Source organism: uncultured Alcanivorax sp., assembly GCF_947258575.1.
Classification (GTDB): domain Bacteria; phylum Pseudomonadota; class Gammaproteobacteria; order Pseudomonadales; family Alcanivoracaceae; genus Alcanivorax.
In genome coordinates, this window is the sequence record NZ_CAMYIV010000009.1 from 183,737 (window position 1) to 194,682 (window position 10,946).

Below are 10,946 nucleotides of genomic sequence, written 5' to 3' on the forward strand. Positions count from 1 at the left end.
TTCACCAATCAAAGGGCCGGCCCGGCCGCGCCACACCGATTGCGTTTGATCGCCGAACAGCCCAATATTTCCCTGTTTTCCGCACCGGCAAGCCCTTTTGCCGCGTGCTATACCTTGATTGACATGGAGACAGCATGGACTTCGCAGTGAGCAACAGGCCCCTGGACAAATTCAAAGCCGACGCACTGATTCTGGTGCTGGGCAAGAACGGCGATCTCCCCGAGACGCTGCCGGAGAGCACCCGCGACCAGCTTACCCGTTTCATCAAGGCCGGCGATTTTGACGGCAGCAAGGGCCAGATGAGCTGGTTGCACCAGCCGGAAGGCCTGGCCGCCGCACGCCTGCTGCTGGTCGGCCGGGGCGACAAGCAGCCTTCCGAGCAGCAGTGGCAAGGGCTGCTTCGCAGCACAGTGAAAATGGTCAGCAAGGCACCGGTCAAACACGCACTCTGGCTGCTCGACGGCGATTTGCCACAGAGCCTGGAATGGCAGGTCCGTGAAGGCACTCGCGTGGCGGAAGAAAGCACCTACCGTTTCGACCAGTATCGCAGCAAACCGGCTCCGGCCAGCAAACTGAACAAATGGACCTTCTGGCATGCACAAAAGGATGCCGCCCTGAGCAAGGCCAGTAAGATCGGCAAGGGTGTGGCCGACGGCGTCAACCTGGCACGCGACCTGGGTAACCTGCCCCCCAACGACTGCTACCCTGAATATCTGAGCGGCGTGGCCCGGGATCTGGGCAAGCAATATGAAAAACTCACCGTTAAGGTGATCAGCCAGGCCCAGGCAGAAAAGATGGGCATGGGCGCCTTTGTCGCCGTGGCCAAGGGCTCCGAACGTCAGGGCCAGATCATCGTCATGGAATACAAGGGCGCCAAACCCAGCAAGCAGGGCCCAGTCGCCCTGGTCGGCAAGGGCATCACCTTTGATACCGGCGGCATTTCCCTGAAACCCGGCGCCAACATGGACGAGATGAAATACGACATGGGCGGTGCTTCCAGCGTGTTCGGCAGCGTCAAGACCGTGTGCGAGCTGGATCTGCCCATCCACCTGGTGGCCGTGGTAGCGGCAGCCGAAAACATGCCTGACGGCCGTGCTTCTCGTCCCGGGGATATCGTCAAGACCCTGTCCGGACAGACCGTGGAAATCCTCAACACCGATGCGGAAGGCCGGCTGGTGCTGTGCGACGCCCTCACCTATGTGCAACAGAAACACAAACCGCACACCGTCATCGACGTTGCCACCCTCACCGGTGCCTGTGTGGTCGCCCTGGGCGCCCACGCCCAGGCGGTATACAGCAACGACGATGATCTCAGCCAGGCACTGCTGGCTGCCGGCCAGGAAACCGGCGACCGTGGCTGGCCCATGCCCCTGTGGGATGAGTATCAGGGCCAGCTGGACAGCCCCTTCGCCGATATGCAGAACATCGGCGGCCCCAAAGCCGGCTCCATCACCGCCGCCTGCTTCCTGTCCCGCTTTGCCAAGGACGTGAAATGGGCCCATCTGGATATCGCCGGCACCGCCTGGATCAGCGGCGGCATGAGCAAAGGCGCCACCGGCCGCCCGGTACCCATGCTCACCCGTTTCCTGATGGATCAGTGCTGATACGCCCACGCATGTCTGCACGCCTTCGGGCGTGCTGCATGCTGCGTGATGCCTGCGAGCATTTTAATGACTGAAGTTACCTTCTATCTGAGCAACAAGTCCGGCGACGGTGTCCGTCAGGCTCTGGCCTGGCGCATTGCCGACAAGGCCCAGAAACAGGGCCGGCTGGTCTATATTCATTGCCGGGATGCGGACCATGCACGGCAACTGGACGACCAGTTCTGGCAAGCTCCTGCCACCGGTTTCCTTCCCCATGCCATTCAGCTGGAGGGTCAGGCGCCGGTTATCCTGGGCCACGGTGGCGATCCCGGCGATCACCACGATGTGCTGATCAACCTGACCGATCAGGTGCCGGATTTCGCCTCCCGTTTCCAGCGGGTTGCGGAGATGATCAGTGGGGCCGAGAATGAAAGACAGGCTGGGCGCGAGCGATTTCGCTTCTACCGTGAGCGAGGCTTCCCGGTCACCACCCACGAACTGGGCTGAAGAACCCACGGACACCACCATGAGCGACCGGGAGTCACGCAAAAAAGAGCTTCTCAAGGAGCTTGGCGATGTGCAGTCCCTGCTGGACGACGCCGACACACCACCACAACCCTCCGCTTCCGACAGCCACAACCTGGACCGGATGCAGATCCGCAAGCTGGCCAGTGAAAGAAACAACCCTTTTCTGGGTACACCGCCGCCCTCTCCCCGGGAAAGTCCGGCTCCTGCTGTCACAACATCAAGTCCCTCGGCTGCTCGCCCCTCGCTGAGCAACGCCGACATTGATGCCATTATCGATGAACTGGTGGCCGAAGCCCTGCCGAAACTGGAAAAATCCCTGCGCCTGAGGCTGCGCGCCGCCCTGCGCAAGAAATCATAACGCCCCCCTCTCGCGTCCCCAGCCAGGCGCTGCGAAAGGTGGCTCTCTTCGCTGGTCGGCATACCTGCCCGGCAACCCACCACAGCATCATCACGGTCAAACTCTGCGGGCCAGGCGGCCACCAGCCTCCGTCCTTGCGTTTTTCCCGCAACCCGCGACGCAGCGGCCCCGCTCCGCTATAATTCGGCCTCATTTTTTACTGGTTTAGAAGCGGACTCATGGACAAGACTTATCAACCCGATCGCATCGAACAGGCCTGGTATGAAAACTGGGAAAAAGCCGGTTATTTCAAGCCGTCCGGCCAGGGTGATTCCTTTTGCATCATGATTCCGCCCCCCAATGTGACCGGCAGCCTGCACATGGGCCACGCCTTCCAGGACACCATCATGGACACCCTGGTGCGCTACCGCCGTATGCAGGGCCACAACACCCTGTGGCAAGTGGGCACCGACCATGCCGGCATCGCCACCCAGATGGTGGTGGAGCGCAAGCTGGCCGGGGAAGGCACCAACCGCCACGAACTGGGCCGTGACAAATTCCTGGAAAAAGTCTGGGAATGGAAAGGCGAATCCGGCGGCACCATTACCCGCCAGCTGCGCCGCATGGGCGCCAGCGTCGACTGGACCCGCGAACGCTTCACCATGGACGACGGCCTGTCCAATGCGGTACGCGAAGTCTTTGTGCGCCTGCACAAGGAAGGCCTGATCTACCGTGGCAAACGTCTGGTCAACTGGGACCCGACCCTGCACACCGCCATTTCTGACCTGGAAGTGGAAAACGTGGAAGAACAGGGCCACATGTGGCACTTCCGCTACCCGCTCTCGGACGGTTCCGGGCACCTGGTGGTCGCCACCACCCGACCGGAAACCATGCTCGGGGATACCGCCGTGGCGGTGCACCCGGAAGACCCGCGCTACAAGGACATGATCGGCAAGACCATCCGCCTGCCGCTGGCAGATCGTGATATTCCCATCATTGCCGACGATTACGTGGACCCGGACTTCGGTTCCGGCTGCGTGAAGATCACCCCGGCCCACGACTTCAACGATTACGAAGTGGGCAAGCGCCACGACCTGCCGATGATCAACATCCTGACCATCGACGCGGCGCTGAACGATGAAGTCCCGGAACCCTACCGGGGCCTGGACCGTGTCGATGCCCGCAAGAAGGTGGTGGACGATCTGGACGCCCTCGGCTTCCTGGAGAAAGTCGCTGACCATACCCTGCAGGTGCCCCGTGGCGACCGCTCCGGCGTGGTGATCGAACCCTATCTCACCGACCAGTGGTTCGTGGCCGTGGAAGAGCTGGCCAAGCCGGCCATTGCCGCCGTGGAAAACGGTGACATCCAGTTCGTGCCGAAGAACTACGAGAACATGTACTTCTCCTGGATGCGTGACCTGCAGGACTGGTGCATCTCGCGGCAGCTGTGGTGGGGCCACCGCATCCCGGCCTGGTATGACAACGACGGCAACGTCTATGTGGGCCGCAACGAAGAAGAAGTGCGTGCGGCACATGATCTTGGCGACATCCCCCTCAGCCAGGACGACGATGTTCTGGACACCTGGTTCAGTTCCGCCCTGTGGACCTTCTCCACCCTGGGCTGGCCGGAAGACACCGATGCCCTGCGCACCTTCCACCCCACCGATGTACTGGTTACCGGCTTTGACATCATCTTCTTCTGGGTGGCACGGATGATCATGATGACCCTGAAGTTCACCGACCAGGTGCCCTTCAAGAAGGTCTATGTGCATGGCCTGGTGCGCGATAACGACGGCCAGAAAATGTCCAAGTCCAAGGGCAATGTGCTCGACCCGCTGGACATGATCGACGGTATCACCCTGGATGCACTGGTCGACAAGCGCACCAAGGGACTGATGCAGCCGCAGAAAGAAAAGCAGATTACCAAGCGCACCCACAAGGATTTCCCTGACGGCATCAACCCCTACGGCACCGATGCCCTGCGTTTCACCTTCCTGTCGCTGGCCTCCACGGGCCGTGACATCAAGTGGGACATGGGCCGCATCGAAGGCTACCGGAACTTCTGCAACAAGATCTGGAATGCCGCCCGCTACGTGATGATGAACACCGAAGGCGAAGACTGTGGTCTGAGCGGAGAGGTGGAATTGTCCCTGGCAGATCGCTGGATTATTTCGGCCCTGCAGCGTGCTGAGCGGGAAGTCTGCGAGGCACTGGACAGCTTCCGTTTCGACGTTGCCAGCCATGCCGCCTACGAGTTCATCTGGAACGAGTACTGCGACTGGTATCTGGAACTCTCCAAGCCGGTGCTGTGGGGCGAGGATTACTCCGAGGCCCAGAAGCGTGGCACACGCCGTACGCTGGTGACCGTGCTGGAAGCCATACTGCGTCTGGCCCACCCCTTCATGCCCTTCATCAGCGAAGAAATCTGGCAGAAGATCGGCCCCATGGCCGGCAAGAGCGGTGACACCATCATGCTGCAAGCCTTCCCGGCCAGCGACGCCAGCAAGATTGATGAAGAAGCGGAAACCGGCGCGGAATGGGTCAAGGCTGTCATCACTGCGGTGCGCAATATCCGTGGCGAAATGGGTATCCCCATGGGCAAGGCCCTGCCTCTGTTCCTGCATAACGGCAAGGACAGTGACAAGGCCCTGCTGGATGCCAACCGCACCTTCCTGAGCAAGTTGGCCAAGCTGGAATCCATTACCTGGCTGAATGCGGAGGATTCCGCCCCGGCCTCCGCTACCGCACTGGTGGGAGATATGGAAATTCTGGTGCCCATGGCCGGCCTGATCGACAAGGACGCAGAAATCGAACGACTGTCCAAGGAAATCGATAAACTGCGCAAGGAAGTGGGTCGCGCCGAAGTCAAACTGAAGAACCCCAAGTTTGTGGACAAGGCGCCCCAGGCAGTCGTGGACAAGGAAAAGGCCAAACTGGATGACTACCGCTCTCAGCAGGCCAAGCTCGAAGAACAGCTGGAAAAAATCAAATACCTGTAAGGGATAACGGAAGGCCATCATGGATGATCCACGCCGCGCCCGCATACTCGCCTGCGCCCAGGAAGTCTTCGCCAACGAAGGCTTCCGCAGCGCCGAGGTGAAAACCATTGCGGTGCAGGCCGGCGTGGGCAAGGCCACCATCTACAAGTTTTTTCCCTCCAAGGACGCCCTGCTGCTGACCATCGTGGAGGAAAATCTCAATACCATCCGCGATATCATTTTCGCCGATCTGATGAGCACGATTCCGCCCCTGCAACGGCTGGAAAACCTGTGCCGCAACGTGGCCCGCTACCTGGAACAGAACCAGGATTTTTCCCGGGTTCTGATTCAGGAAGCCGGGGATTTCATGGGCGATATCCAGCGCCAGTACCTCGCCCTGATGGAACAAAACCTGCCAGTGGCGGATGCCTTCTTCAATGAACTGCGCAAGGATGGTTACTTCGTGGCCTTGCCAACCCGCGACACCATCCTGATGATGGTAAATCTGGTGGTGGGCACCACTTATACCTGGGCGCTCACCGGCGAAGGCAGCCTCGAACAACAAGCCGCTGATTACATGAAGGTGTTGATCCGCGGCCTACGATAGGACGAGATCATGCGTATTCTGATTGCCCTGGCAGCTTTGCTGTCGTTTTCCCTGACACACGCCACCTCCCTCGATGATATTCTTGCCGCGCCCCACCGCAGCGCAGAAGAGAAAGCGCGCGACCCCTATCGCCATCCGGCACAAACCCTGGAGTTTTTCGGGGTAGAGAAAGATATGACCGTGGCAGAGATCTGGCCCGGTGCCAAAGGCTGGTACACCGCGGTTCTGGCGCCCTACCTTCGCGAGGAAGGCACCTTTTACGCAGCCCAGTTTCCTCCGGATAGTGACATCAGTTTCTACACCCGCTCACTGACCCTGTTCAAGGCACATCTGGCGAAATACCCGGCTCTCTACGACCAGGTGCGCATCACCCATCTCTATCCTCCGGTCTACAGCGATATTGCCCCTGCAGGCACCGTGGATCGGGTGCTGACGTTTCGCAATGTGCATAACTGGGCCAAGGCCGGGAAGGCAGAAGCCGTGTTTGCCAGCTTCTTCAAGGCCCTTAAACCCGGCGGCATCCTTGGCGTAGTAGAACACCGGGCGCCGGAGGGGCGCTCACTGGAAGAGCAGATTGAAAGCGGCTACATGACGGAAAGCTATGTGATAGCCCAGGCAGAGCAAGCCGGGTTTCGTCTGGCTGAACAGTCGGAAATCAACGCCAACCCGCAGGACAGCGCCGACCATCCCGCCGGAGTGTGGACGCTGCCACCGTCATTGCGGCTGGGCGATCAGGACAGGGAGACATATCTGGCGATCGGAGAAAGTGATCGCATGACACTGAAATTCGTGAAGCCGGAATAAAACCGGCAACACCCAACCGGCAACACCCTCAGCGTTCAGGATACCGGGCGTTCCAGCATGCCCGGCGTCACCTCCCCCAGCACCAGGGATTCGGCAATGCCGATGGCAACTTTCTCGCAAAGATCCAGTCGTTCCTGGGAAAAACCGCCGTCCTCGAAGATGTACAGGGAGTAGTTTTCCAGCATCCACAGCATGGTGCGGAACACCAGGGGTTCATAGCTCTTGCCGGTGTAACGGCTGATCTGGGACGTGAGCACCTCGGAGGCAATGTCCTGGGCCCGCACCCGGTGCGGCGCCAGCGCAGAGGTCGAAGAGCGCGCCTCTTCCATCATCAGTCTGATGATCGGCCCCATGCTCACGTGGTAATCAAAATACACCTTGGTGGTGTTACGGATAATGTCCCGGGCCGAGGAGGCCTGCTTCACTTCCTTGTGGAAGTGAAGCAGCATGTTGTCCACAAAGATGCGATAGATGCTTTCCAGCACGTCCATCTTGTTGCGGAAGTATTTGTAGAAGGTGCGTCGAGACACATCGGAGGCGTCCAGCAGGTGCTGCACCGTGGTCCGCTGCAGGCCCCGCTGGGCAAACACCTGCATGGAGTGGATCAGAATTTCCGAACGGGCCTGGGAGCGCTGGCCACCCTCTTCCCGGGCGTGCACTTCCAGTACCTGATTCACCACCTGGCGGATCGCATCGATGTCACTGCTTGAATTCTGCACCTGACAAATACCCCTAAGAATGTATACTCGTGCGCTAGCTTAACCAACGGCCATGGCAGAGTAAACACTGAGTTTATCCTACGCCATGACCGTTCCGCTCACGGCCCCACCATGGCTCCGCCGTTTCCAGATTTTCTCATGAAAATGGTAGGCCACCGTATTCACGCAGGGCTCCACAAGCGCTGTCGCCCCGCCAATGCGCCAATCGCCGGTCATCGCCCAGACGACCAGAAACGCCACCGCAATGTGCATCGCACCGAAACTGAATGTCTTGATCATGGGACACCTCCTTGGCACTGATCATCACAGCCCCGGAGGTAATAGAAAAATACTATTCCTTTATCTCTCCGATAGAAAACAGAAATGATTATCAACAACACCCAGAACCGTTAATAGTTGTAAAGCCCCGCGCCCCGTCACATCCCTCCCTCGCTCCGTCACGTAGATTGCAATTAACCGCGAGTACGGAGGAATACAATCATGCAACGCACACTCTTTATTCTGGCCGCCGGAACCCTTGTTGCTGCCTGCGGAGGCTCCAGCAGCGACAACCCTGCGCCGCAGACCGGTGACGTGCAGCTGTCCATGACGGATGCGCCCGCAGACGACCTCACCCAGGTACAGCTCACACTCAACGCAGTGGCGCTCAAGCCTGCACAGGGAAGCATGATCCGCCGTGATCTGGATGAACCCTTGGTCATAGAAGACCTGCTGGCACTGCAAGGCGCCAAGTCAACCGTAATTCTACCGACCACTGAGGTGCCTGCCGGGCGCTATAACTGGATTCGTCTGTATGTGCAAAGCGGGGACGGCAACACCTATGTGATTGACGACAATGGCGGGGAGTTTCCCCTGTATGTACCAGGCCAGCAGAACAACCAGAACCGTGAGCGGCATGTTCAACTTGTCAGCGGTTTTGTCGTTCCCGTCGATGGTGAAGTGAACTTTACTCTTGACGTGGATCTCCGTCGGGCAATCACCAAACCCACAAACAAGGATTATTATTTGCTGCGCCCGGCAATTCGGATCGTTGATAACAGCAAGGTCGGTATCATTCAGGGCACCATCAGTGACAGCCTTATCGATGACGAAACATGCACCTCAGTCATGGAAGGCGATACTGTGCAAGGGAATGCTGTGTACCTGTACACAGGCCGGGATGCACAAACCGGAGACGTATTTGTTGATGATCAGGGAGCCGCAATCGACAGTGACAATCCTGTCACGACGGCTACGGTAAACTACAATTCAGGCAATGATGCTTACGAATACCAGATTGGGTTTGTTCCTGAGGGCGATTACACCCTGGCTTTTACCTGCCAGGCGCTGGACGACATGCCTGATACCGATGACAACCTGGCGTTTTCTGCACAACGCAATGTCAGCGTTACCGCCGAACAGACAGAGATCGCCGACTTGCCGAAAGAAGGCGTCATTATCACTCCATAGGGGAAGGCATACCGTGACGACAAAGAGTCTGCTCGTTCTACATGGCAAACAGGCAGCCAATGAAGAGGTTCGCCATGCTGTCATGGACTGGCGAGACAACGGTCACGATCTGGCGGTCCGCGTTACCTGGGAAGCCGGTGATGCGGAGCGCTATGTCAGAGAGGCACTGGATCTGGGCTATACCACCGTCATTGCTGGCGGAGGCGATGGCTCTGTCAGGGATATTGTTCATGCCATGATGGCCAGTGATCGTGATGATCTGTCCCTGGCAATTCTGCCTCTGGGCACCGCCAACGATTTTGCAACGGCGGCAGGGATACCTGATGCGATGGCCGAAGCATTGGCATTACTGCAATCTCCGGCTACACCCAGCGACGTCGTTCGAGTCAATGATCACTACTTCCTGAATATGGCCACCGGCGGCTTCGGCACCGAGGTAACCACCCAGACATCGGAAGAACTGAAAAGCATGCTGGGCGGCGCCGCCTATCTGTTAACCGGGCTGACCCGATTCTCTGAAATACAGGCAGCCGAAGGCGTCTTCAGCAATGGAGAATTCGAGTGGCAAGGAGAATTTCTCGCGCTCGGCCTGGGCAATGGTCGTCAGGCAGGGGGCGGACAACGCCTTTGTCCGGACGCCCTGATCAACGATGGCCTGCTCGATGTGGCCATCCTGCCGGCCCAGATGGATCTGCTTGCAGGCGTCAAAGAGTTGTTTGACAGCGAAGCCAGGCAGGATCCTGAGCAAGAAGGGCTTTTCATACGAGCCCGGGTGGCATCACTGAAAGTCAAAACCCCCAGCCCCATGAATCTGAACCTTGATGGCGAGCCGGTACAAAGTACGGAGTTTGATATTGCCGTCGTCAGCAATCGCCTCAAGCTTCATCTGCCCGCGGAGAGCCCGTTACTGGGGTGAGGGCTCTGACAGACCTGCACACCGCATGATGAAGGCCTTTACCGGCTGGCGACGCCCATCCAGTTTGTGGCCAAACAGCGGGAAGTACTTCCACACGGCATTGGCTTGCACCCCGTAACGACGAGTCGCCACCGCTACCACCATCATGCCGGTGCGAATGACCCCCATCTCACAATGCACCAGGCAGCAACTGTCACCACGGTCCAGCTCTGCCATGAAGGCTCGAATCTGGTTTTCCGTCGGCGGAGTGTCCTGCGCCATGGGAATATTCACCAGTTTGATTCCGTGGCGGCTGCAGTAGTCACTTTGCCGCTTGTACCAGCCCCCTTTCCCGTACTCGGATTCCAGCCGCAGGTTGAGGATCGTGTTGACACCTAGCACACGATGCATCACTCGCAATGCAATCGGGCCCAGGGTGCCACTGCGGTAAAGTTTGCCCGCTTCTACCGCACGGAAGTGGTACATCAGTTTGCGGTAACGGTAGACCAATAGGGTGATGGCCATGGCGATCAGGATGATGTTCAGCAACATGGTCTGGGCTCATTGTTTGTGAAGCCCTGAGCTTGAAGGCTTGGTGGGTAGTCGGGATGACGGCGGGGTGGCGGTTTGGTTACAGAGGCAGGGTTTGAGGCTTGATACTGAGTCGTTGGAGCCTTGGTGCGTGGCGGAGGGTTGGTCTTAGCTTCTAGCTTCTAGCTTCTAGCTTCTAGCTTCTAGCTTCTAGCTTCTAGCTCGTAGCTAGAAGGATGACCTACTTAGGTAGCAAGCAAGCTTGCTATCCCTACGGGACGCCTGTGGCGCCTCACCCTGGCACCTGCGGTGCATCGGGTGTCACATGGGCCCAAGAGTAGGGAGAGTAATTCACCGTATCCTAAATACAAAAAAAGCCCCCTAGCATACTGCGCTAGGGGGCTTTTTCTGTATTTAAGAGCCTGACGATGACCTACTCTCACATGGGGAAACCCCACACTACCATCGGCGATATGTCGTTTCACTTCTGAGTTCGGCATGGGATCAGGTGGTTC

Annotated in this window: 11 protein-coding genes and 1 rRNA gene; 8 read left to right on the forward strand and 4 right to left on the reverse strand. The window is 58.5% G+C overall.

Annotated features, from left to right (window positions below):
* The first annotated feature begins 134 nt into the window (after positions 1-134).
* The 6 genes from Q0Y02_RS09695 to Q0Y02_RS09720 all read left to right on the forward strand — a co-directional run bounded on the left by Q0Y02_RS09695 (position 135) and on the right by Q0Y02_RS09720 (position 6,837).
* On the forward strand, positions 135-1,604 hold the full coding sequence (locus Q0Y02_RS09695) for a leucyl aminopeptidase (RefSeq protein ID WP_297767305.1): 1,470 nt from the start codon (positions 135-137) through the stop codon (positions 1,602-1,604).
* Positions 1,605-1,670: 66 nt separating this feature from the next.
* Positions 1,671-2,090 carry a DNA polymerase III subunit chi gene (locus tag Q0Y02_RS09700; RefSeq protein WP_297767307.1) on the forward strand — a complete coding sequence of 140 codons (420 nt, stop codon included), beginning with the start codon at positions 1,671-1,673 and terminating at the stop codon, positions 2,088-2,090.
* A 19-nt stretch (positions 2,091-2,109) separates the two neighbouring features.
* Entirely contained in the window at positions 2,110-2,469 is a 360-nt protein-coding gene (locus Q0Y02_RS09705; RefSeq protein ID WP_297767310.1) for a hypothetical protein, read from the forward strand.
* Between the two features lie 218 nt (positions 2,470-2,687).
* Positions 2,688-5,447: a valine--tRNA ligase gene (locus Q0Y02_RS09710; RefSeq protein WP_297767313.1), complete on the forward strand. Its 2,760-nt coding sequence runs from the start codon at positions 2,688-2,690 to the stop codon at positions 5,445-5,447.
* Positions 5,448-5,466: 19 nt separating this feature from the next.
* A complete protein-coding gene (locus Q0Y02_RS09715; protein WP_297767317.1) occupies positions 5,467-6,033 on the forward strand; it encodes a TetR/AcrR family transcriptional regulator in 567 nt (188 codons plus the stop codon).
* 9 nt (positions 6,034-6,042) lie between these two features.
* Positions 6,043-6,837, forward strand: a complete 795-nt coding sequence (locus tag Q0Y02_RS09720) for a methyltransferase (protein WP_297767320.1) — start codon at positions 6,043-6,045, stop codon at positions 6,835-6,837.
* A 35-nt stretch (positions 6,838-6,872) separates the two neighbouring features.
* On the opposite strand, the gene Q0Y02_RS09725 is transcribed toward Q0Y02_RS09720, so the two are convergent.
* Complete coding sequence (locus Q0Y02_RS09725; RefSeq protein ID WP_035248218.1) at positions 6,873-7,556, reverse strand: TetR/AcrR family transcriptional regulator; 684 nt, start codon at positions 7,554-7,556, stop codon at positions 6,873-6,875.
* Positions 7,557-7,634: 78 nt separating this feature from the next.
* On the reverse strand, positions 7,635-7,835 hold the full coding sequence (locus Q0Y02_RS09730; protein WP_297767325.1) for a DUF2061 domain-containing protein: 201 nt from the start codon (positions 7,833-7,835) through the stop codon (positions 7,635-7,637).
* A 201-nt stretch (positions 7,836-8,036) separates the two neighbouring features.
* On the opposite strand from Q0Y02_RS09730, the gene Q0Y02_RS09735 reads away from it, so the two are divergent.
* Positions 8,037-9,005: a DUF4382 domain-containing protein gene (locus Q0Y02_RS09735; RefSeq protein ID WP_297767328.1), complete on the forward strand. Its 969-nt coding sequence runs from the start codon at positions 8,037-8,039 to the stop codon at positions 9,003-9,005.
* 13 nt (positions 9,006-9,018) lie between these two features.
* A complete protein-coding gene (yegS, locus tag Q0Y02_RS09740) occupies positions 9,019-9,921 on the forward strand; it encodes a lipid kinase YegS (protein ID WP_297767330.1) in 903 nt (300 codons plus the stop codon).
* On the opposite strand, the gene Q0Y02_RS09745 is transcribed toward yegS, so the two are convergent.
* Together Q0Y02_RS09745 and rrf are read right to left on the reverse strand one after the other, a co-directional pair.
* On the reverse strand, positions 9,910-10,452 hold the full coding sequence (locus Q0Y02_RS09745; RefSeq protein ID WP_297767333.1) for a tyrosine-protein phosphatase: 543 nt from the start codon (positions 10,450-10,452) through the stop codon (positions 9,910-9,912). The genes yegS and Q0Y02_RS09745 overlap by 12 nt on opposite strands.
* Before the next feature lie 399 nt (positions 10,453-10,851).
* Positions 10,852-10,946 (reverse strand): 5S ribosomal RNA (gene rrf, locus Q0Y02_RS09750); the annotation flags it as partial.

What these genes read in the sequence shown, in the direction of transcription:
- Q0Y02_RS09695 (WP_297767305.1), top strand. Translation starts at nt 135, where the DNA reads ATGGACTTCGCAGTGAGCAACAGGCCCCTGGACAAATTCAAAGCCGAC.
- Q0Y02_RS09700 (WP_297767307.1), top strand. Translation starts at nt 1,671, where the DNA reads ATGACTGAAGTTACCTTCTATCTGAGCAACAAGTCCGGCGACGGTGTC.
- Q0Y02_RS09705 (WP_297767310.1), top strand. Translation starts at nt 2,110, where the DNA reads ATGAGCGACCGGGAGTCACGCAAAAAAGAGCTTCTCAAGGAGCTTGGC.
- Q0Y02_RS09710 (WP_297767313.1), top strand. Translation starts at nt 2,688, where the DNA reads ATGGACAAGACTTATCAACCCGATCGCATCGAACAGGCCTGGTATGAA.
- Q0Y02_RS09715 (WP_297767317.1), top strand. Translation starts at nt 5,467, where the DNA reads ATGGATGATCCACGCCGCGCCCGCATACTCGCCTGCGCCCAGGAAGTC.
- Q0Y02_RS09720 (WP_297767320.1), top strand. Translation starts at nt 6,043, where the DNA reads ATGCGTATTCTGATTGCCCTGGCAGCTTTGCTGTCGTTTTCCCTGACA.
- Q0Y02_RS09730 (WP_297767325.1), bottom strand. Translation starts at nt 7,835, where the DNA reads ATGATCAAGACATTCAGTTTCGGTGCGATGCACATTGCGGTGGCGTTT.
- Q0Y02_RS09735 (WP_297767328.1), top strand. Translation starts at nt 8,037, where the DNA reads ATGCAACGCACACTCTTTATTCTGGCCGCCGGAACCCTTGTTGCTGCC.
- Q0Y02_RS09745 (WP_297767333.1), bottom strand. Translation starts at nt 10,452, where the DNA reads ATGTTGCTGAACATCATCCTGATCGCCATGGCCATCACCCTATTGGTC.